Here is a 21,340-nt window from a genome sequence, read left to right on the forward strand (position 1 = left end):
CTGGGCATGGTGGCGATGCGGGTCGCGACCTTCGCGCAGTCGAGCAAGATGATTTCCGACGCGCTGCGCGTGCAGGCGGTCATGGCCGAGAAACAGGTCCAGGAATCGTCCGGCATCGTCTCGAGCGATATCGGCGGTTACGGTTCGGACGCCCAGCACGTCGTCAACCTCCAAGTCTCGGTGACGCGTGCGCAGTCCTATATCGATGCCGCGACGCTCGCCGACAGCAAGGTGCAGGTGATGTATTCGGCGGTCGGCTCGATGACCGACATCATCACGCAACTTCGCTCCCAGCTCAGCGCCGCCTCGACCGGCAGCACGACCGAAGCGACCTCGGTGATCAGCTCCGCCCAGCAGATGCTGGAGGAGATGGGGTCGATCATGAACACGCAGTATGACGGCCAGTATGTCTTTTCCGGCGGCAAGACGGACACGGCCCCGGTCGATCTCACGGGCTTTTTGTCGGGGACGGGCTCTCTCGCCACGGCGGACAGCAGCTACTACGGGGGCGACGACGAAATCGCCTCGGTGCGTGTCGGCGCCGGTGAAACCGTCTCCTATGGCGTAACCGCCGACAATTCGGCGTTCGAGGAGGTGATGCGTGTGCTGAAATTCGTCGCCAACAGCACCTCGCTGTCGTCCGCGGACATCTCCAGCGCGCTCGATCTTGCCAGCACGGCGCTCGACGACACGGCGGCCGTGCAGGCGAAGCTTTCCAGCGCGGCGTCCTCGATCGAGACGGCGAGCGCCCGCCAGAGCGACTACAAGAGCTATGCCGAGACGTTGTCGAGCGACCTCACCAGCGTTGACGTCGCCGCCATTACGGCGCAGCTCTCTACCTACGAGTCGCAACTTACCGCGTCCTATTCGGCGCTTGGCAAGATCCTGAGTCTGAATCTTGCGAGCTATCTGAAGTAGGACAGGCTCATTCGGCCGCGATGCGCTCCATCGCCATGGCACGAAGCCGGGCGCGCTGGATCTTGACGCCGTTGGCGCTGTCGGTGACGGGGAAGGTCTCCACGACATAGATCCGCGCCGGCACCTTGTAGCCGGCGAGCCGCTCGCGCAGGCGCGCGACCAGCTTCTCCTGTTGCGGCGGCTCCTGGTGCGGTTCCTGGGCCGGGATCACGAAGGCGACGCAGCGGGCGTTTCCCTTCAGATCGACCGCGACCACCTGGGCGTCGGCCACGCCAGCGCACGATTTGAGCTCGTCCTCGATCTCGCCGGGGGCGACGAGAAAGCCGCCGAGTCGCATCGCGTCTCCTGCACGGGTCTCGTAGACGAACGAGCCGTCGCCGCGCAGCCGGCCAATGTCGCCGGTGCGGAAGAAGCCGTCCGCCGTGATCGCATCGCGCGTTGCGTCCGGGTTGTTGAAGTAGCCGAGGAAGCGCGAAGGCGCGCGGATCTCGATCTCGCCGGAGACGCCTTCGGCCGCGAGCTCGCCGCTCTCGGTGTCGCGCACGCGCACCATCGCGTCGGGTGACATCGGCCAGCCGCCGCCCTCGATGCGGTCGGCAAAGGCATCGCCAGGCCGGGCGATCGAGAACAGCGCCTGCACCTCGCTCGAACCGTAGAGGCCGAACAGCTGCACGCCGCGCGCCTCGGCGTCTGTGGCAAGCTCGCGCCAGCCTGGCTGGAATGCAGCGAAGCCGCAGACTTCGAGATGCGGGAACGGCCGCGGCGCATCGGCGAGTGCGAGGATGCGGCGAAGCATCTCGTCGGAGCCGAAGGAATGCGTGATCCTGCACTCGCCGAGAATCTTGAGCGCTGGCGCTGCTTCGAAAGCCTCGAGCACATGAACGGTCGCGCCCGCGGCAATGAAGCCGAGCAGGCTGGTCATGCCGAAGGTGCCGCAGAATGGCAGCATGGCCAGCAGCGAGTGACGCTGCGGCAAGAGTTTCAGCGCTTTGGCGACGGAGGCGGCGTGGGTGGCCAACGTCCGCTGCGAATGCGCAACGAGCTTTGGTCCCCTGGTCGTGCCCGATGTCGTGTACAGCAGAACCGGCAGGTCGACGTCGTTCTGCGGCGGTGGGGCCGGCGGATAAGGCTTGTCGAAGGCGTCGAAGCGTACACAGGGCCATTGTGCGGGAATCCTGTCCGCGCCGACCACGGCGAGTTCCCGCAATGCGGGGACCTCGTCCCTGGCGACGTCGGCGAGGATGGCGGCGAAGTCGATCGAGCGGAACGCGGCTTCAACCACCATGAGCCTGGCGCCGGAAACCTTGAGCAGATGGGCGACCTCCGCGCTGCGGTAGCGGGTATTGACGGCAGTAACGACCGCGCCAAGGCGGGCGGCAGCGAACAGCAGCGCGACCCATTCGATCCGGTTGACCAGCCAGATCGCGATCACGTCGCCCTTGCCGACGCCTTGCGCGGCAAGCCAGGCGGCAGCCTGTTCGACCTTCTCTGAAAGCTCCGCGCGCGAGACGGGCGTGCCGTCGAACACGAAGGCAGGGCCGGCCGCGGCTTCGCTCCGGATCAGCCATTGCAGCGAAAGTTCATTGGCGCTCATGCCAACCGAACTAACCCGATCGCGCAATCCTGTCTACTTTGTGCCGAACATCCGGTCGCCGGCGTCGCCGAGGCCCGGCACGATGTAGCCGTGGTCGTTGAGCCGCTCGTCGATCGCGGCGGTCCAGATCGGCACGTCGGGATGCTCGCTCTGAAACTGCGCGATGCCCTCGGGGGCGGCTAGAAGGCACACGAAGCGGATATCGCGGGCGCCGCGCGCCTTGAGCAGGGAGGCGCCGGCGCAGGCCGAGTTGCCGGTCGCCAGCATCGGGTCCATCAGGATCACGGTGCGGTCGGACAGGTCCTGCGGCGCCTTGAAGTAATATTCCACGGCCTGCAATGTTTCAGGATCGCGGTAAAGCCCGATGTGGGCGATGCGCGCCGAGGGCATCAGTGCCAGCATGCCATCGAGGAAGCCGACGCCCGCACGGAGGATCGGCGCCAGCGTGAGCTTTTTGCCGGCGATCTTCGGCGCCTGCATCGGCGCGATCGGCGTCTCGATCTCGACCAGCTCCAGCGGCAGGTCGCGCGTCACCTCGTAGCCGAGCAGCATCCCGATCTCGTTCAGGATCTCGCGAAAGCTCTTGGTCGAGCGGTCCTTCTCCCGCATCAGGGAGAGCTTGTGCTGGACCAGGGGATGGGCGACGACGTTGACGCTGCTTGTGCTCATGAAACCGATCTACACGGTTCCGTGAAATTGCGCCAGATCGGCCGGGTGTTTTCCGCCGGATACGTGGCCTCAAGCCGGCATCGCGACCTCCTTGCGGGCACGGCTGCTTGCCTCGTAGGCAGCCATGGTCAATTCACGCTCGATCGCCGTTCGCATGGCGTCGATGGCCGGCTGGCGCAGGCGCTTCTTCGCGGTCGCATGCGACGGCATGTGGATCGCGCGCAATGCCGCGATGATCTCCTCGAGGGCGTTGTCGATGGCTTCCGGCGAAACGACGCGATCGAGAAAGCCCGCAGTCAGCGCCTCTTCAGGCTCGTACATTTCGCCCAGCGTCGCGGTGCGGCTGAGCCAGGCCGGATGCAGGCGGCTGCGTGCGAGCTCGATGGCGAAGCTGGGCGGCGCAATGCCGATCGCGACCTCGTTCAGCCCCATGCGGTGCGGCCCGCGGGCGCCCAGCCTGACGTCGCAGGCGAGCAGCAGGAACGTCCCCATCGGAAAGGCATGGCCCTCCATCACGCCGATGGTCGGATGCGGAAACGACATCAGCCGCAGCGCAAGCTCCGCGCCGGCCCGGACCATCTCGAGACTCCCGGCGGCATCGCCCGAGGCGAACACCTTCAGATCGAATCCCGCGGAAAAGACGCCCGGCCGCGCCGAGCGCAGCACCACGATCCGCGCTTCCGTCTCGGCGCGGTCGAAGGCGGCTCCGATCTCGCCCAGCATGGCGGCCGACATCACGTTGACCTTGCCGTCGTCGAGCCCGACCCGCGCGACGCCGTCCTTCAGCTCGTAGGTCAGTCCCTTTGCCATTTGCCTCTCCTCGTTGTCACGCCTTGACTGTCGGAGGCTGATGTAGACCAATCAATATAATTTATGATCGAAGGAGGACGCCATGCCGGCCGTGCCAAGACACCGCCAGCCCATCATCAATGCGGCGGTGACGCTGTTCCGCCGCCAGGGCTTTGCCCGCACCGGCCTGAACGACGTCGTGGACGTCAGCGGTGCGCCGAAGGGGTCGCTCTATCACTACTTTCCGGATGGAAAGTCCTCGATTGCCGTCGCTGCGGTCGAGGAAGCCGGCCGCCGCGTCGCGGCGACCGTCGCAAAACTCGCGGCCGAATGCGGCTCGACCGGCGATTTGCTGCGCGCCCACGCAAGGCTGCTGGCGGGATGGATGCAGGGCTCCGGCTTTCGCAATGGCTGCCCGATTACGACCGTGCTGCTGGAGCTTGCACCGCGCGAGCGCGCGGTGTCCGATGCCGGCCGCAAGGCTTATGCGGCGCGGATCGCGCTGCTTCGTGACAAGCTGATTGCGGACGGGTTCGCCAGGCCGCGGGCGGAGGCGCTTGCCGTGCTCTGCACGTCGGCGCTCCAGGGGGCGTTGATCCAGGCGCGAGTCGAACGCAGCGGCCGGCCGATCGAGATCACCGCGGTGGAACTGGCGCGCCTGATCGAGACGGAAGTGAAGCGGTGAGGACTAGACGCCGAGTCCCCGCGCGACGAGCGTGATCACGATCGTCAGGATCGCGCCCCAGACCAGGCTCAGCGTCATCGTCAGGATCGTCGTGGTGACCGCGTGCTCGAGATTGCCCTTGAGGAGCTGCATGCTAGCTGTCCGAGGCGGGCGCTGCGGTGAGGCGCATGCCGAACAGGAGCGCGGCCATCAGCGCGATCAGCATGATGATCTTGAGCTCGACCATGTCCAGCTACCTCGCAGCCTTGTGCCCCAGGAGACGCTTGAGCCCGTCCAGCACGTGTGCGGCTGTCACGATCAGCGGATTGCCCTGGTTCTGGACGTCGAGCTCGAAGGTCTCGGCGGGAAATACCAGCGCGCATCGTGCCGGTCCGCTCTGCCGGTTGGCGAAATCCACCGCCGAGCTCTTGAACAGGAAGACGCCGCCCGTGCATCCGTTCGCCTCGCGCGCGACCCAGAGGCCGGCGCCGTTGCGCCCGATGAAGAAGGCGGGGATGGCGGCACTGACGACATCCGGGTCGAGCGGCCCAAGCGTCGCCGCCTGCGCGTGCCGGGTCTCCGGCCGGCGGCGGGAAGCCTGGAGGGCGATCGCAGCCATGGCGGCCTCCTCACACATCTGCAAGGTCATGATCGTCTCCCATGCTCGTCAGGCGTGGAGGTGCCAGACATAGATCGCGGTCTTCAGCGCGATCAGCGCGGTGAGCACGCTGCCCATCGAGAGCACGGCCAGCGCACTCAGCGCGATGCGCTTGAGCCGGGCCTTGCGTGCATCCGATATCAGCGCGGGGCGTTCCGCCCAGCCAAGGGGGCGTTCAACGCCATGTGTCAGCATCGACATTCTGGTATTCCTTCGAAAGCCTGACGGCGGTCGAAGCCGCCGCCATCAGTCTCGAATGATGGCCATCGGCGCGTAGGATTGCGAGATGAGCGCCGGGCTCGCTGCATAGGAATCTCATAAAGAAGCGGTCTGTCGTGTCGGCAGGCCCCTGAACAGATCCGGGCTCCGCTTGCGGCGAACGTTGGATGGAGCAGGGCTCGAACCCGTGATCCCGAGGGCTGCGGCAAAGGCGAGCCGCAGCCGTGATTCGTCAATTTGTTGGCAAAAATGGCCAAGAATCGCTTCGGCGTCCTCTTGCTGTCCATTGATCGCAACGCAGAGCCGCGAGCTGGATCGCCGGAAGAAGTGGAGGGAGTCATCGGTGTTGCGCCGGCCGAGACGATCGAGTTCTCCGGCCAGAGCCGCGATGTTCACTCTGTCGCAATCATCCCGCGTCACAGCAAAGCGCAGCAGCGCCAATTGCCAGGCACGGAGCAACCGGTGATGCCCATCGGCCGGTGGGATAGAGCTCACGCAAAAATCGCCCGCACCTGGAACATCAGGCACCGACGCCGTCGATCAGTTCCTCGTCGGCGATCGCGGCGAAGGCTCGCACCATTTCCCGCTGCGCCGCCGCGTCCAGCGGCACGATCGGCAGTCGCGTCTGTGCCGACATCAAGCCGAGCACGCCAAGTGCATGTTTGAGCGCAGCCGGGCTCTCCTTCGAGAGGCAGGCGATGAGCGGGATCAGTCGCTTGTGTAAATAGCGGGCGGATTGCAGCCGGCCCTGCCGGACCTGGGAGAAGATCGTGCGGCAGAGATCCGGAGCGATGTTGGCGACCTCGGAGATTGCGCCGTCGCCGCCGCTGGCTATGAAACTGAAGGCGGTGGGATCGTCGCCGGATAGGAAGCGAAATCCGGCCGGGAGGTGCCGGGACAGCCGCATCGGGCGGGTGATGTCACAGCTTCCATCGCGCAGGCCGACGAACTGGCGGGATTCGAGGAGACGCAGAAGCGTCTCGTCGGCAAGCGGGCGCAGCGTTCGGGACGGAACGTCGTGCAGGATCACCGGCAAGCCGATCGCACCGGCGATCGCGCGGAAGTGCGCGAGCATTCCCTCCTGCATCGGCTTGTTGTAGGCGGGCACCACCGCCATGACGGCATCGGCGCCGGCTGCCTCTGCCCGCCGCGCAAGTTCGATGGCTTGGCCGGTGCCATTCGACATCGCGCCGGCGATGATCCGGACGCGGCCGCGGGCGACGTCGACCGCGGCGCGAATTACGAACTCCTGCTCGGCCGGCGAGAGCGTCGGTGCCTCACCGGCGGTTTCGCACACCACGAGTGCAGGAACACCGGCCGCGACCTGCCGCTCACACAGCGCGGCGAACGCCTTCAGGTCGATCGTGTCCGCCGCATCGAACGGGGTCGGCATGTCCGGGATGAAGCCGGTGAACCAGGCTGAGGGTGGAGTGAACATGGCTTTTCGCCTGTATGCGCCGGCTCAGGCGGCGCGGCGTGCGCTGTTGCTGCCGGGGCTCTTGCCCATGTCGAGCTCGATCTCGCGCGGCAGCTCGACGATGGTTTCGGGGTGCTGGCCGTTTTCGAACAGCGCATATTTGATCGCCTGCGCGCGGCTGACGAACAGGCCGCCATAGAGGCCGCTCTGTTCCTGGGCGACCCATTGTCCCCCGTGGTTGCGGCCAATGAAGACGATGGTCGAAGGCGAGCTGCACGAGGGAGGTTCAACGAGTTTCACGGATGTAGTCCTTCCGATTGATGCGGGCGGCGGGGACATGTCCCGCAACCGTTCGATCAATATCTTTTCAGGTGGGTATGATTTCGAGAGCGTTCGGAAGGTGATCTCATAGGAAGATCATAAAGTCTGGCGTTCAGGTCAGCTCGTTGACGACGTGAACCAGCGCGAACAGCGCACCGAACGCCGCGCACTCGTCCCAATGATTGAGGGCGCCACCGAACAGCGGCTCGCGTCGCAAGAGGGCGACGGCGGCGCACAGAATGATCGACATCCAGAGCAGCGCGGCGAGGCTCCGCCCGAAGCTTATGCTGCCGAAGGCGGCAAAGGCGGCGAGGAGTACGACGCGGACGGCAAAGCGCGCGATCGCGCGTGTCGGGCTCAGGACCCGCGATATGTCCGAAGACTGCGGCAAGGCGCGAACCCGCCCGGCCGGCTAGCTGAAGTTCTCGCAGCCGACCGGCTCATAGAACGGGTCGGGGGCGGGGCGCACGATGGGAACGCTCGGCCGCGAGATTTCCACGGCCAACGCCTGTACCTCGATGAACGCCGACAGCAGGGCCAACGCAAGGTCGGCATGCCGGGCTTCGACAGCGGCGTCGAGCCAGTCCGGCAATTCGCGCTCGCGCGAGAGCGCGCAATGCCATTCACCCTCGTCATAGGCGATGCGGCGGACCTGCCACAGCGGCAGCTCGAGCTCCAGCAGCGCCAGCGCGGCATCGGCCCAGGCCTCGGCATCGACCAGGCGCATGATGCGCGCTGTGCGCTCACTTTGTCCAAGCGAAGGGAAGCGCCGGCAGGCGTGATCGATGATGTCCAGCAGCAGCGATCGCGTCACTGTCGGTGCCGCGCGAAGCCGCTGGCTGATTGAAGGCGGGTCGTAGTGTCGGAGTGTGGCGGTCATGTCAGGCCTCCTGGAATTGGCGTCGGTCAGTCGGCCGGCCTCTCCAAAATGGCGAAAATGGCATTTGAAAACGAGATGGGGACGGGGCGGGAGATATAGGGATTTCATAAGTGGCGGGCCTATCCCGTTCGGCGCCGCGCCCCGGCCTTTATGAGATTCCTATAACGTCGCCATAGCCCTCATCTCGAAAACCTATGCCCGTGGTGGCACTTCAGCACGGTCAAAAGTCCCGACTGGCGCCGTGGAAGCGCGTTGCATTCCATGTCCGCGCGCCCCGCCGGGTCCCAGAGAAATGGTTGCGCCGGACATAAAGACGCAACGAGGAGTATCTCCATGATGGACATTCTGATGCTGGCGCTGGGCTTCGCCTTTTTCGCCCTTGCGATCGGCTACACCTACGCCTGCGAACGGCTGTGAGGGAGCGGACCATGATCTTTGATTATGCGCTCGCCGGTGCCGTCTCGTTCGGCCTCCTGTTCTACCTCACCTACGCGCTGCTGCGGCCGGAACGGTTCTGAGCCGTGCTGCTCCTTGTCGAATTGCTGCTGGCGGACGCCGTGCTCGTCGCCTGCCTGCTGACGGTGTCCCTGCCGCTGTTGCGCCGGGCGCCAAGCCTGAAGGATTGATTCCATGACCATGATCGGTTGGCTCCAGATCATTCTCTATTGCGCGATCATCGTCGCGCTCGCCAAGCCGCTCGGCTGGTACATGACGCGCGTGTTCGACGGCGAACGGACGTTCCTGTCGCCGGTGCTGCGGCCGATCGAGGCCGGCATCTACTGGTTCTCCGGCGTCGACGAGAAGCGCGAGCAGCACTGGCTGACCTACACGGTCTCCATGCTGCTGTTCCATGTCGGCGGCTTTCTCATCATCTATGGCGTGATGCGGTTGCAGGCCGTGCTGCCCTTCAATCCGGCAGGCCAGGGCGCGGTCGCGGAGGACCTCTCCTTCAACACGGCGATCTCCTTCATCACCAACACCAACTGGCAGAACTACGGCGGCGAGAGCACGATCTCCTATCTCGTGCAAATGCTCGGCCTGACGCACCAGAATTTCCTGTCGGCCGCAACCGGCATCGCGCTCGCGGTCGCCCTGATCCGCGGCTTCTCGCGCGCCTCGGCGCGCACCGTCGGTAATTTCTGGGTCGACGTCACCCGCACGACGCTCTACGTGCTGCTGCCGATCTGCGTCGTCTACACGCTGTTCCTGGTCTGGCAGGGCATGCCGCAGACGTTGGGCGATTATGTCGAAGCGACGACGCTCGAAGGCGCCAAGCAGACCATCGCGGTCGGCCCGGTCGCCTCGCAGGTCGCGATCAAGATGCTCGGCACCAACGGCGGCGGTTTCTTCAATGCCAACGCCGCGCACCCTTTCGAAAACCCGACCGCGCTGTCGAATTTCGTGCAGATGCTGTCGATCTTCGCGCTCGGTGCGGCGCTCACCAATGTGTTCGGCCGCATGGTCGGCAATCAGCGCCAGGGCTGGGCAATCCTCGCCGTGATGGGCGTGCTGTTCGTCGCCGGCGTCGCCGTCACCTATTGGGCCGAAGCCAATGGCACCTCGACCCTGCAGGCGCTCGGCCTGACCGGCGGCAACATGGAAGGCAAGGAAGTCCGCTTCGGCATCGTTGCCTCCTCGCTGTTCGCGGTGATCACGACGGCGGCCTCCTGCGGTGCGGTCAACGCCATGCATGACAGCTTCACCGCGCTCGGCGGCATGATTCCCCTGATTAACATCGAGCTGGGCGAAATCATCGTCGGCGGCGTCGGCGCCGGCATGTACGGCATGCTGCTGTTCGTCATCCTTGCGATCTTCGTCGCAGGCCTGATGGTCGGCCGCACGCCGGAATATGTCGGCAAGAAGATCGAGGCGCGCGAGGTCAAGATGGCGATGCTCTCCATCCTGGTGCTGCCGCTGATGATCCTGGGCTGGACCGCGGTCGGAGTGGTCTATCCGGCGGCGGTCGCCTCGATGGCGAATGCCGGCCCGCACGGCTTCACCGAGGTGCTCTACGCCTTCACCTCGGCGACCGGCAACAACGGCTCCGCCTTCGCGGGGCTCACCGGCAACACTTTCTTTTACAACCTCACGCTCGCCAGCGCGATGTTCGTCGGCCGGTTCTTCATGATCGTTCCCGCGATGGCGATCGCGGGCTCGCTCGCCGCGAAAAAGTCCATTCCGCCGTCTGCGGGCACCCTCCCGACCACCGGCGGGCTGTTCGTCGGCCTCGTCGTCGGCGTGATCCTGATCATCGGCGGCCTGACCTTCTTCCCGGCGCTCGCGCTCGGCCCGATCGTCGAGCATCTCGCGATGAACGCCGGCCAAGTTTTCTGAACAGCAAGTGTTCTGATCGACAGCCTTCTGATTGTTTGGAGTGACCTCCATGGATACGATGAAACTGCAAAAACGCGCTTCCGTCTCGGCGATGCTCGATCCCAAGATCGTCGTGCCCGCGATTCGCGCGTCCTTCACCAAGCTCGACCCGCGGCTGATGATCAGAAATCCCGTGATGTTCGTGGTCGAGACCGTGGCCGCGCTCACCACGGTGATCTTCCTGCGCGACCTCGTCACCGGCGGCGCGAATCTCGGCTTCACCTTCCAGATCATCCTCTGGCTCTGGTTCACGGTGCTGTTCGCCAATTTCGCCGAAGCGGTCGCCGAAGGCCGCGGCAAGGCGCAGGCCGATTCGCTGCGCAAGACCCGCACCGAGAGCCAGGCCAAGCTGCTGACCGGCGCCGGGCAGGCCTTCCAGCTCGTGCCGGGTACCAGCCTGAAGGTCGGCGACATCGTGCTGGTCGAGGCGGGCGATACCATCCCCTCCGACGGCGAGGTGATCGAGGGCGTCGCCTCCGTCAACGAGGCTGCCATCACCGGCGAGTCCGCACCCGTGATCCGTGAATCCGGCGGTGACCGTTCGGCGGTGACCGGCGGCACGCAGGTGCTGTCCGACTGGATCCGCGTCCGCATCACGGCGGCGCAGGGCTCGACCTTCATCGACCGCATGATCAAGCTGGTCGAGGGCGCCGAGCGGGCGAAGACGCCGAACGAGATCGCGCTCAACATTCTGCTCGCGGGTCTCACCATCATCTTCGTGTTCGCCACCGTCACCATCCCGAGCTATGCGGCTTATGCCGGCGGCTCGATCTCGGTGATCGTGCTGGTCGCGCTGTTCGTGACGTTGATCCCGACGACGATCGGTGCGCTGCTGTCGGCGATCGGCATCGCCGGCATGGATCGCCTGGTGCGCTTCAACGTGCTGGCGATGTCGGGCCGCGCCGTCGAGGCCGCCGGCGACGTCGATACGCTGCTGCTGGACAAGACCGGAACGATCACGCTCGGCAATCGCCAGGCGACTGCGTTCCGTCCGGTTCGCGGCGTGACCGAGCAGGAGCTGGCGGACGCAGCCCAGCTTGCCTCACTCGCCGACGAGACGCCGGAAGGCCGTTCCATCGTCGTGCTGGCGAAAGAGAAGTATGGCATTCGCGGGCGCGACATGGCCGAGCTTGGCGCGACGTTCATCCCGTTCACGGCGCAGACCCGCATGAGCGGCGTCGATGCCGGCGGCTCGTCGGTGCGCAAGGGCGCGGTCGATGCCATGCTCAATTATGTCGGGGGCGGCGCGCCGCTGGCCGTCGCTTCCGGCAACACCGCACGGGCCATCCAGCCGGTGGCGCTGTCGGACATCGGACGCGAGGTCCAGACCATTGCGGACGACATTGCGAAGGCGGGCGGTACCCCGCTTGCTGTCGCCAGGGACGGCAAGCTGCTCGGCGTCGTTCAGCTCAAGGACATCGTCAAGGGCGGCATCCGCGAGCGCTTTGCCGAGCTGCGCCGCATGGGCATCCGTACCGTCATGATCACGGGCGACAACCCGATGACGGCCGCGGCGATCGCGGCGGAGGCCGGCGTCGACGATTTCCTGGCGCAGGCAACTCCCGAGGACAAGCTCAAGCTGATCCGCGACGAGCAGGCCAAGGGCAAGCTGGTGGCCATGTGCGGCGACGGCACCAACGACGCGCCGGCGCTCGCGCAGGCCGACGTCGGTGTCGCCATGAACACCGGCACCCAGGCGGCCCGCGAGGCCGGCAACATGGTCGACCTCGATTCCAACCCGACCAAGCTGATCGAGGTAGTCGAGATCGGCAAGCAGCTGCTGATGACGCGCGGTGCACTGACCACGTTCTCGATCGCCAACGACGTCGCAAAGTATTTTGCGATCATCCCGGCGATGTTCCTGGCATTCTATCCGCAGCTCAACGTGCTCAACGTCATGAACCTGTCGAGCCCGCAAAGCGCCATCCTGTCGGCGATCATCTTCAACGCGTTGATCATCATTGGGTTGATCCCGCTGGCGCTGAAGGGCGTCGCCTATCGTGCGGTCGGTGCCGGCGCTTTGCTTCGACGCAACCTGCTGATCTACGGCCTCGGCGGTATCGTCATTCCCTTTATCGGCATCAAGGCGATCGACCTCGTCGTCGTCGCCTTGCATCTGGCCTAACCCGTCATTGCGAGGAGCGAAGCGACGAAGCAATCCAGACTGCCTCGGTGGAAAGACCCTGGAATGCTTCGCTTCGCTCGCGATGACGATATATTTGGAGACCTAACATGCTCAGAGAAATCCGCCCCGCCATCGTCCTGCTGCTGGTGCTGACCGCCATCACGGGCCTGGCCTATCCGCTTGCGATGACGGCTGTCGCCGGCGCGATCTTCCCGGCGCAGGCGCAAGGCAGCTTGATCGAGAAGGACGGCAAGGTGATCGGCTCCGCCCTGATCGGGCAGGAGTTCAAGGACGACAAATACTTCCACGGCCGCCCCTCGGCGACGCTCGCGCCGGACCCGAGCGACTCGACCAAGACGGTCTCGGCGCCCTACAACGCCGCCAACTCCGGCGGCTCCAATCTCGGTCCGACCAGCAAGGCGCTGGCCGACCGGTTGAAGGAAGACGTGGACAAGCTCAAGAGTGAGAACCCGAACGCGGCCGTGCCGGTTGACCTGGTCACGACCTCGGCCAGTGGTCTCGATCCGGACATCTCGCCGGAAGCTGCCCAATTCCAGGTGCCGCGGATCGCCAAGGCTCGGAATATGCCGGAAGACACGCTGAAGCAGCTCGTGGCCTCCACCACGCAGGGCCGTTGGCTCGGCTTGCTTGGCGAACCCCGCGTTAACGTATTGGCGCTGAACCTCGCGCTTGATCGTGTGGCCGCGAAGTAGCGCTCTATGCTAGGAATGCCCGGATGACTATATTGGCCTGATGGTCCGAGAGCGCCGCGATCCCGAACAACGGCCGTCTCCCGAGGCGCTGCTGGAAGCTGCGCGCCGGGAGGAGGGCGCGAGCGGCAAGTTGAAGATCTTTGTCGGCGCCGCCCCCGGCGTCGGCAAGACCTACGAGATGCTGCAGAGCGCCCACGCCAAGCGCAAGGCCGGCATCGACGTCGTGGTCGGCTTCGTCGAGACCCATGGCCGCGCCGAGACCGAGGCTCTGGTGCGGGGGCTCGAGGTGGTCCCGCGCAAGCGGCTCGACTACCGCAGCCAGATCGTCGAGGAGATGGACCTCGATGCGGTGATCGCAAGGCGGCCGAAAATCGCCTTGGTCGACGAGCTCGCCCACACCAATGCGGCTGGCAGCCGCCATCCAAAACGCTATCTCGACGTCGAGGAGCTGCTCTCCCACGGCATCGACGTCTACACCGCCGTCAACATCCAGCACATCGAGAGCCTCAACGACGTCGTCGCGCAGATCACCCATGTGCGGGTGCGCGAGACGGTGCCCGATTCGGTATTCGACCGCGCCGATGCGATCGAGCTGATCGACCTCACGCCTGACGATTTGATCCAGCGGCTGAAGGAGGGCAAGGTCTATGTGCCCAAGCAGGCCGAGCGCGCGCTGGAGCATTATTTCTCGCCGGGCAATCTGACCGCGCTGCGCGAGCTGGCGCTGCGGCGCACGGCGGAGCGGGTTGATGAGCAGCTGCTCACGCACATGCAGGCGAACGCTATCGCCGGGCCCTGGGCCGCAGGCGAGCGCATTCTCGTCTGCGTCAGCGAGGACCCGCGCGCTGCGAGCCTCGTGCGCTACACCAAGCGGCTGGCCGACCGATTGCATGCGGCGTTCACCGCGATCTCGATCGAGACACGGCGCTCGCTCCAGCTTTCCGACGAAGAGCGCGACCGGGTCGCCGATACGCTGCGGCTCGCGGAAGCGCTCGGCGGCGAGGCCCTGACCATCCCCGCCGTCGGCCGCCGCATCGCCGACGACGTCATCAATTTCGCGCAAGGCAACAACGTCACCCAGATCGTGATCGGCAAGTCGACGCGATCGCGGTGGTTCGAATTGACGCGCGGTTCCGTCGTGCATGATCTGGTGCGCAGTGCCGGCAATATCAGCGTTCACGTCATTCCCGGCGATGAGCTCGCGATCGAGCCCGTGCCGAAGTCGGCGATCCAGACCGCGGCACGTTCCGAGCCGTTTGACGCACGTCCCTATCTGAAGGCGCTCGGGATCACTGCGCTCGGCCTTGCCGCAGCGGTGGGCATCAAGCCCTATTTCGGCATCGAAAACGTCGACCTGATGTTCCTGACCGCGGTGGTCGCCGTGGCCGTTCGCTATGGGCTATGGCCGTCGCTCCTGGCGAGCATAGCGGCGTCGCTGGCGTATAATTTCTTCTTCCTGCCGCCGGTCTACACGTTCACGATTACCGATCCGACCAATGTCGCGGCGTTCTTCTTCTTCATGCTGATTGCGTTTGTGGTGTCGAACGTTGCGGGACGGGTGCGGACCCAGGCCGACACCGCGATCGGCCGCATCCGCACGACCGAGCAGCTCTATGCGTTCAGCCGCAAGCTTGCGGGCACCGCCACGCTCGATGACGTGCTGTGGGCGACCGCCTATCAGACCGCGCTGATGCTGAAGGTCCGCGTGGTGCTGTTGTTGCCCGAGGACGGCCTGCTCACGGTCAAGTCCGGTTATCCGCCAGAGGATGAGCTCGACCAGGCCGATCTTGCCGCCGCCAACTGGGCCTGGAGCAACGATCGCACGGCCGGCCGCGGCTCGGACACGCTGCCGGGTGCAAAACGGCTGTTCCTGCCGATGCGTACCGGGCGCGGCCCGATCGGCGTCATCGGCATCGACGACGATCGCACAGGTCCCTTGCTGACGCCGGACCAGCGGCGGCTTCTCGACGCGCTGGTCGACCAGGGCGCGCTCGCGATCGAGCGCGTACTGCTGGTCGAGGACATGGACCGCGTCAAGCGGACCGTCGAGTCCGAGCGGCTGCGCTCGGCGCTGCTGACCTCGATTTCGCACGATCTCAAGACGCCGCTCGCGTCCGTGCTGGGGGCCGCCTCGACCATGCGTGATCTCGCCGGGGCGTTGTCCGACACCGAGAAGCGCGACCTGCTCGCCACCGTGATCGACGAGTCCGAGCGGCTCAACCGCTTCATCGCCAATCTGCTCGACATGACCAAGCTCGAATCCGGCGCCATCGTGCCCAACACGGCGCTGCACGACCTCGGCGAGATCGTCGGCAGCGCGCTGCGACGGGCAGCCAAGATTCTCACCGCCCACAAGGTCGAGCTGGTGCTTGCCGCGGACCTCCCCATGCTCCAGCTCGATGCCGTGCTATTCGAGCAGGTGCTGTTCAACCTGCTCGACAACGCCGCCAAATATTCGCGGCCCGACACCACGATCTCGATCAGGAGCCAGCGCGACAGGGATCATGTGGTGCTTCAGGTCGCCGACGAAGGCGACGGCATTCCGCCGGACGAGCTCGAGAGCGTGTTCGACAAGTTCTACCGCGCGCAGAAGGGCGATCACGTCCGCCCGGGCACCGGGCTCGGGCTTGCCATCTCCCGCGGCTTCGTCGAGGCGATGCGCGGCACGATCGCGGCCGCCAACCGCAATGACCGGAGCGGCGCGGTCCTGACCATCCGTCTGCCTGTTCCGGCACAGACCCACTCATTGGATACCGCCGCATGAGCGCTGCCCCCATCAAGGTGCTGGTCATCGACGACGAGCCGCCGATCCGCAAATTGCTGCGGATGGGGCTGACGACGCAGGGCTATGAGATCCTGGAGGCGCCGAACGGCAAGACCGCGCTGGAAAAGCTCAGCGAAGAGCCCGCGCTTATCATCCTCGATCTAGGCTTGCCCGACGTCCAGGGCCACGAGCTGCTGCGCACCATCCGCGCCCGCAACGAAAGCGTGCCGATCGTGGTGCTGTCGAGCCGCGGGGACGAGGCCGGCAAGGTGCAGGCGCTCGATCTCGGCGCCGACGACTACCTGACCAAACCGTTCGGCATGGACGAGCTGCTGGCGCGCCTGCGCGCCGCGCTGCGTCACCAGTTGCAGGTCCAGGGCGAGCGCCCGATCTTTCGCAGCGGCGATCTCTCGGTCGATCTCGTCCGCCGCATCGTCAAGATCGGCGAGCGCGACATCAAGCTGTCGCCGAAGGAATACGATCTGCTGCGTGTGCTCGTGCAGCACGCCGGCAAGGTGCTGACCCATCGCTTCCTGCTCAAGGAGCTGTGGGACGAGCTGACCGACGCGCAATATCTGCGCGTCTATGTCCGCCAGCTCCGCCAGAAGATCGAGGCCGATCCGGAGCGTCCGCAATATGTGCTGACGGAGACGGGGATCGGCTACCGGCTGAAGGCGGGAGATTAGTGTATTTCACGCCGTAGGACTGAAGAGCGCGTTTCCGGCCATACCCGTCATTGCGAGTGCAGAGAAGCAATCCAGGCTGTCTCCGCGGAAAGATTCTGGATTGCTTCTCTGCGCTCGCAATGACGGAATGGGTTAACCCGCCTTCCGGTGTCGGGCTGTCGAACGATGCGTATTCTTCGCGCTGCGGCTACGCCCCGTCGCGCGGCGCGCGTGAGCCTTCGCTGCCGTTTTCTTTCCGCCGCGTCCCTTCAGGCTCTGCTTCAGCGCGTCCATCAGGTTGACGACGTTGCTCGGCCGCTCTTCGGGCTCCGGCAGCTCGATCTTCCTGCCGCTGGCCTTGCGCTTCACTAGCGCCTTCAGGGCGTTCTCGTATTCGTCCTTGAACTTGCTGGGGTCGAAATGCGAGGCCTTGGTATGCAGGATGTGGCCGGCGAGCTCGACCATGTCCTTGGTGGTCTTCGGGTTCTTGATGTCGTCGAAGAACTGGTCCTCGTCGCGCAGCTCGTATGGGAAGCGCAGCGTGGTGCCCAGCAGGCCCTTGCCGAGCGGCTCGATGGCGATGATGTGCTCGCGGTTGGTGAGCACGATCTTGGCGAGCGCGACGCGGTCCTGGTCCTTCATGGCATCGCGGATCACGGCGAAGGCGTCGACCGCAGCCTTACCGTCGGGCGCGATGTAATAGGGGTGGTTGAGATAGCGCTGGTCGATCTCCTCGCTCGGCACGAAGCTCTCGATGTCGATGGTGTGATTGCTCTCGATCTGGAGCGCCTCGAGCTCTTCCGGCTCGATCTCGACATATTTGCCCTTTCGCAGCTCGTAGCCGCGCCCCTTCTGGTCGCTTTCGACGACGTCGCCGGTCTCAGCATCGACCATCTGCTGCTTGAGCCTGTTGCCGGTCTCGCGGTTGATCATGTGAAACCGCGTCTTCTCGGCCGCAGTGGTCGCGGGATAAAGCACGACCGGACAACTGACCAGCGAGAGCTTCAACGTTCCCTTCCAATAGGCACGGGGGGCCATTCCATTCTCCAGCGATTCCAAGGCTTTTCAGGAACTCCAACCGGGCTCCGGGGTTTTGGTTCCGGCTGGGACTTTTGCCGTGATAGGCTTTAACGCGATTAGATAATGCGGGACCGGTCGTGCTGCGAAAACTCTCCACCTACCGACAGAAGCGTGACTTCGAGAAGACACCGGAGCCGTCCGGCAAGACCGCAGTGGCGCCATCGAAGCAGCGGCGTTTCGTGATCCAGAAGCATGACGCCACCCGCCTTCATTACGATCTCCGCCTCGAATTCGACGGTGTCTTCAAGTCCTGGGCCGTGACGAAGGGTCCTTCGCTTGACCCGCATGACAAGCGCCTGGCGGTCGAGGTCGAGGACCATCCGCTCGACTATGGCGATTTCGAAGGCACCATCCCCGAGGGACAATATGGCGGCGGCACGGTGATGCTGTGGGACCGCGGCACCTGGGAATCGGATGATCCGGAAGCCGGCTTCAAGAAAGGCGATCTCAAGTTCACCCTGCATGGCGACAAGCTGCACGGAAGCTGGGTGCTGGTGCGCATGCGCAATGACCGCAGCGGCGGCAAGCGCACCAATTGGCTCCTGATCAAGCACCGCGACGAATATGCGGCCGAGGGCGAGGACATTCTCAGCGAGGACAAGTCGGTCGCCTCCGGCCGTGCGATGGATCAGATCGCCGAAGGCAAGGGCCGCGCGCCAAAACCGTTCATGCTGGCGAAGGGCGCCAGGACCAAGGCGGACGCGGTCTGGCAGTCCAACCGGGCCGACGAGACGAAAGGGCGCACGGTCATGCCGGCGCCGCGCACGGCCTTGAAGACCCGGAAGGCAGGGAAGACGACGACGGCCTCGAACGCCAAGAAGGTCGCGGAGATGCCGGACTTCGTGGCGCCGCAGCTCTGCACGCCAGTCGAGCGGCCGCCGGGCGGCGAGGGCTGGTGCCACGAGATCAAGTTCGACGGTTATCGCGTGCAGCTCCGCGTCGAGGAGGGCGAGGCGACGCTGAAGACGCGAAAAGGTCTCGACTGGACCGACAAGTTCGCCGCGATTGCGAAGGAAGCGGGTGTGCTGACGGACGTGATCATCGACGGCGAGATCGTCGCGCTGGACCACAATGGCGCACCGAATTTCTCCTCGCTCCAGGCTGCGCTATCGGACGGCAAGACCGACGAGCTCATCTTCTTCGCCTTCGACCTCTTGTTCGCGGACGGCCTCGATCATCGCCGTCTGCCGCTCGGCGAGCGCAAGGCGCGGCTGAAGGAACTTCTGGAAGCGCGCAAGCGCAAATCGAGCCAGATCCGCTATGTCGATCATTTCGAGAGCAGCGGCGACGCCGTGCTGCAATCGGCCTGCAAGCTCGAGCTGGAAGGCGTGGTGTCAAAGAAGCTGGACGCGCCCTATCGCTCCGGCCGCACCGAGAGCTGGACCAAGGCCAAATGCCGCGCCGGCCATGAGGTCGTGATCGGCGGCTACAAGACGACCAACGGCAAATTCCGCTCGCTGATGGCCGGCGTGCACCGCGGCGATCATCTCGCCTTCGTCGGCATGGTCGGCACCGGCTTCGGCGCGGACATGGTCAAGCGCATCATGCCGTCCTTGAAGGCCATGGAGGCGAAGCAAAGCCCGTTCGGCGGCAAGAACGCACCGAAAAAAGACCGCGAAGTGCACTGGCTGAAGCCGGAACTCGTCGCCGAGATCGAGTTCGCCGGCTTCACCGCCGACGGCAACATTCGTCAGGCCGCCTTCAGGGGGCTGCGGCAAGACAAGCCGGCGGAGGAGGTCGAGGCGGAGACGCCAGTTGATACCGAGCTCGCTGAGCCTTCGCCGAAGAGACGTTCTGCGCCAAACTCCGGCAAAAAGAAGGGCGCCGGCACTGCCGAGGTGATGGGCGTCTTGATTTCCAAGCCGGACAAGGAGCTGTGGCCGGACGGCGGCGACGGCGAGGGCGTCACGAAGCTCGATCTCGCGCGGTATTTCGAGGCGGTCGGCGGCTGGATGATCGAACATCTCAAGGGCCGCCCCTGCTCGATCGTGCGTGCGCCGGATGGCATCGGTGGCGAAAAATTCTTCCAGCGCCACGCCATGCCGGGGAGCTCGAACCTGCTTGAACTGGCAAAAGTCTCAGGCGACCGGAAGCCGTACTTGCAGATTGACCGTGTCGAGGGGCTTGCCGCGGTCGCGCAGATCGGTGGCCTCGAACTGCATCCCTGGAATTGCGCGCCGGGCGCGTATGACACGCCGGGCCGCCTGGTGTTCGACCTCGACCCGGCGCCGGACGTCGAGTTTGCCGACGTGGTCGAGGCGGCCAAGGAGATGCGGCAGCGGCTGGCCGATGTCGGCATGGAGAGTTTTTGCAAGACCACCGGCGGCAAGGGTCTGCATTTGGTGGTGCCGCTGCGCCATGGCGCCCGCGACAAGGTGAGCTGGAAGGAAGCCAAGGCCTTCGCGCAGGGCATCTGCCAGTGGATGGCCGACGACGATCCCGAGCGCTATCTGCTCAACATGTCCAAGAAACTGCGCAACGGGAAGATCTTCCTCGATTATCTGCGCAATGATCGCATGTCGACGGCGGTCGCGCCCTTATCGCCCCGGGCGCGCGATGGAGCGACCGTGTCGATGCCTGTGACGTGGGCGCAGGCGAAGGACGACCTCGATCCGAAGCGGTACACGGTGCGGACCGTGCCGGGATTGCTCGGCCGCTCGAAGGCGTGGGAGAATTATGATGATGCGGCCGCGCCCATCAAGGCGGCGATGAAGAAGCTTGCGGCGAAAACGAAGTAGGGTGGGCAAAGCGAAGCTTGCCCACCAGCTTTCCTGCGTCGCGAGGAAGAGGTGGGCACGGCGCGTTGCGCCTTTGCCCACCCTGCGATGTCAGTCGCTAGATCCGTCCCATCAGCAGCAGGATCAGCAGGATTACGATGATTAGCCCGAGGCCGCCGCCGCCGTAATAGCCGGTGCCGTAGAACGGGCCGCCGCCGATGCCGCTGAAGCCGCCGAGCAGCGCGATGACCAAAATGATCAGGATGATTGTACCGATAGACATGCGAATCTCCTCCAGCCCTTCGTCAAAGGGTTGCTATGTTGTGCTCAGGGCAACTTGCCGCAGGTTTTAAAGTTCCAGATATGAAACAGGGCGTGGCTGGTAAGGCGGATGGAACCTTTGGCCTCGCGACCGGCATGACTATGTGAGGATCAATCACTTACAGGGCAGGGCCATGTCAGCACCGCTTGTCGTTTCCATCCCGCATCGTCTCGGCCGCGAGGAAGCGGTGCGCCGGCTCAAGACCGGGCTCGGCCGTGCCGCAACAAGCATTCCCGTGATGCAGGTTGAGGAGGAGCGCTGGAGCGGCGACACCATGAATTTTCGCATCCGCGCAATGGGCCAGGTCGCGACGGGGCAGGTCGACGTTGCCGACGACCATGTCAAGGTTGAGGTGGTGTTGCCCTGGCTGCTGCAGCGCTTCGCCGAGATGGCGCAGGCCACGATCCGCAAGCGCGGCCAGTTGCTGCTGAGCAAGGACGGAAAAAGCTAGC

23 protein-coding genes are annotated in these 21,340 nt (G+C 65.0%); 10 read left to right on the forward strand and 13 right to left on the reverse strand.

Annotation, left to right across the window (positions count from 1 at the left end):
* Positions 1-6 precede the first annotated feature (6 nt).
* Positions 7-918, forward strand: coding sequence for a flagellin (locus JQ572_RS18830; protein ID WP_211384316.1), 912 nt, complete (start codon positions 7-9; stop codon positions 916-918).
* Positions 919-925: 7 nt separating this feature from the next.
* Here JQ572_RS18830 and JQ572_RS18835 read toward each other — a convergent pair whose 3' ends face one another.
* From JQ572_RS18835 to JQ572_RS18845, 3 genes are all read right to left on the reverse strand, one after another.
* Entirely contained in the window at positions 926-2,512 is a 1,587-nt protein-coding gene (locus JQ572_RS18835; protein WP_211384317.1) for an AMP-binding protein, read from the reverse strand.
* A 33-nt stretch (positions 2,513-2,545) separates the two neighbouring features.
* Entirely contained in the window at positions 2,546-3,181 is a 636-nt protein-coding gene (gene upp / locus JQ572_RS18840) for a uracil phosphoribosyltransferase (protein ID WP_211384318.1), read from the reverse strand.
* Positions 3,182-3,250: 69 nt separating this feature from the next.
* Complete coding sequence (locus JQ572_RS18845; RefSeq protein ID WP_211384319.1) at positions 3,251-3,991, reverse strand: crotonase/enoyl-CoA hydratase family protein; 741 nt, start codon at positions 3,989-3,991, stop codon at positions 3,251-3,253.
* Positions 3,992-4,073: 82 nt separating this feature from the next.
* On the opposite strand from JQ572_RS18845, the gene JQ572_RS18850 reads away from it, so the two are divergent.
* Positions 4,074-4,655: a TetR/AcrR family transcriptional regulator gene (locus JQ572_RS18850; protein ID WP_211384320.1), complete on the forward strand. Its 582-nt coding sequence runs from the start codon at positions 4,074-4,076 to the stop codon at positions 4,653-4,655.
* A gap of 3 nt (positions 4,656-4,658) precedes the next feature.
* Here the strand turns inward: JQ572_RS18850 and JQ572_RS35355 are convergent, their stop codons facing one another.
* The 8 genes from JQ572_RS35355 to JQ572_RS18885 form a co-directional block, all read right to left on the reverse strand.
* On the reverse strand, positions 4,659-4,787 hold the full coding sequence (locus tag JQ572_RS35355) for a hypothetical protein (protein ID WP_256374891.1): 129 nt from the start codon (positions 4,785-4,787) through the stop codon (positions 4,659-4,661).
* 100 nt (positions 4,788-4,887) lie between these two features.
* A complete protein-coding gene (locus tag JQ572_RS18855) occupies positions 4,888-5,283 on the reverse strand; it encodes a hypothetical protein (RefSeq protein WP_211384321.1) in 396 nt (131 codons plus the stop codon).
* Between the two features lie 18 nt (positions 5,284-5,301).
* Positions 5,302-5,493, reverse strand: coding sequence for a hypothetical protein (locus JQ572_RS18860; RefSeq protein WP_211384322.1), 192 nt, complete (start codon positions 5,491-5,493; stop codon positions 5,302-5,304).
* Between the two features lie 114 nt (positions 5,494-5,607).
* The gene (locus JQ572_RS18865) at positions 5,608-6,006 is read right to left on the reverse strand and encodes a hypothetical protein (RefSeq protein WP_256805893.1); all 399 of its coding nucleotides are present in this window, start codon (positions 6,004-6,006) and stop codon (positions 5,608-5,610) included.
* Positions 6,007-6,031: 25 nt separating this feature from the next.
* Positions 6,032-6,949, reverse strand: coding sequence for a 4-hydroxy-tetrahydrodipicolinate synthase (dapA, locus tag JQ572_RS18870; protein WP_211384323.1), 918 nt, complete (start codon positions 6,947-6,949; stop codon positions 6,032-6,034).
* Positions 6,950-6,973: 24 nt separating this feature from the next.
* On the reverse strand, positions 6,974-7,228 hold the full coding sequence (locus tag JQ572_RS18875) for a hypothetical protein (protein ID WP_211384324.1): 255 nt from the start codon (positions 7,226-7,228) through the stop codon (positions 6,974-6,976).
* A gap of 133 nt (positions 7,229-7,361) precedes the next feature.
* Positions 7,362-7,640 carry a hypothetical protein gene (locus JQ572_RS18880; protein WP_211384325.1) on the reverse strand — a complete coding sequence of 93 codons (279 nt, stop codon included), beginning with the start codon at positions 7,638-7,640 and terminating at the stop codon, positions 7,362-7,364.
* A 21-nt stretch (positions 7,641-7,661) separates the two neighbouring features.
* Positions 7,662-8,129: a hypothetical protein gene (locus JQ572_RS18885; protein ID WP_211384326.1), complete on the reverse strand. Its 468-nt coding sequence runs from the start codon at positions 8,127-8,129 to the stop codon at positions 7,662-7,664.
* A gap of 428 nt (positions 8,130-8,557) precedes the next feature.
* On the opposite strand from JQ572_RS18885, the gene JQ572_RS18890 reads away from it, so the two are divergent.
* The 6 genes from JQ572_RS18890 (at position 8,558) to JQ572_RS18915 (ending at position 16,790) form a co-directional block, all read left to right on the forward strand.
* Positions 8,558-8,647, forward strand: coding sequence for a K(+)-transporting ATPase subunit F (locus JQ572_RS18890; RefSeq protein ID WP_038965694.1), 90 nt, complete (start codon positions 8,558-8,560; stop codon positions 8,645-8,647).
* 112 nt (positions 8,648-8,759) lie between these two features.
* Positions 8,760-10,463: a potassium-transporting ATPase subunit KdpA gene (kdpA, locus tag JQ572_RS18895; protein WP_211384327.1), complete on the forward strand. Its 1,704-nt coding sequence runs from the start codon at positions 8,760-8,762 to the stop codon at positions 10,461-10,463.
* 49 nt (positions 10,464-10,512) lie between these two features.
* The gene (gene kdpB / locus JQ572_RS18900; RefSeq protein WP_211384328.1) at positions 10,513-12,627 is read left to right on the forward strand and encodes a potassium-transporting ATPase subunit KdpB; all 2,115 of its coding nucleotides are present in this window, start codon (positions 10,513-10,515) and stop codon (positions 12,625-12,627) included.
* A gap of 107 nt (positions 12,628-12,734) precedes the next feature.
* Positions 12,735-13,340, forward strand: a complete 606-nt coding sequence (locus JQ572_RS18905; RefSeq protein WP_211384329.1) for a K(+)-transporting ATPase subunit C — start codon at positions 12,735-12,737, stop codon at positions 13,338-13,340.
* A gap of 40 nt (positions 13,341-13,380) precedes the next feature.
* Complete coding sequence (locus JQ572_RS18910; protein WP_211384330.1) at positions 13,381-16,104, forward strand: sensor histidine kinase; 2,724 nt, start codon at positions 13,381-13,383, stop codon at positions 16,102-16,104.
* A complete protein-coding gene (locus JQ572_RS18915) occupies positions 16,101-16,790 on the forward strand; it encodes a response regulator (RefSeq protein ID WP_211384331.1) in 690 nt (229 codons plus the stop codon). Before JQ572_RS18910 ends, JQ572_RS18915 begins: the two co-directional genes overlap by 4 nt.
* 132 nt (positions 16,791-16,922) lie before the next feature.
* Here the strand turns inward: JQ572_RS18915 and ku are convergent, their stop codons facing one another.
* Positions 16,923-17,807 carry a non-homologous end joining protein Ku gene (gene ku / locus JQ572_RS18920; protein WP_211384332.1) on the reverse strand — a complete coding sequence of 295 codons (885 nt, stop codon included), beginning with the start codon at positions 17,805-17,807 and terminating at the stop codon, positions 16,923-16,925.
* A 119-nt stretch (positions 17,808-17,926) separates the two neighbouring features.
* Here ku and ligD point away from each other — a divergent pair, with 119 nt between their 5' ends.
* Positions 17,927-20,587 carry a DNA ligase D gene (gene ligD / locus JQ572_RS18925; RefSeq protein WP_211384333.1) on the forward strand — a complete coding sequence of 887 codons (2,661 nt, stop codon included), beginning with the start codon at positions 17,927-17,929 and terminating at the stop codon, positions 20,585-20,587.
* A gap of 97 nt (positions 20,588-20,684) precedes the next feature.
* On the opposite strand, the gene JQ572_RS18930 is transcribed toward ligD, so the two are convergent.
* On the reverse strand, positions 20,685-20,849 hold the full coding sequence (locus JQ572_RS18930; RefSeq protein WP_211384334.1) for a DUF3309 family protein: 165 nt from the start codon (positions 20,847-20,849) through the stop codon (positions 20,685-20,687).
* Between the two features lie 172 nt (positions 20,850-21,021).
* Between JQ572_RS18930 and JQ572_RS18935 the strand changes: the two genes are divergently transcribed.
* A complete protein-coding gene (locus JQ572_RS18935; RefSeq protein ID WP_211384335.1) occupies positions 21,022-21,339 on the forward strand; it encodes a polyhydroxyalkanoic acid system family protein in 318 nt (105 codons plus the stop codon).
* Position 21,340: the final 1 nt, after the last annotated feature.

The organism is Bradyrhizobium sp. SZCCT0153, assembly GCF_018129995.1.
In the GTDB taxonomy this organism is placed as follows: domain Bacteria; phylum Pseudomonadota; class Alphaproteobacteria; order Rhizobiales; family Xanthobacteraceae; genus Bradyrhizobium; species Bradyrhizobium japonicum_G.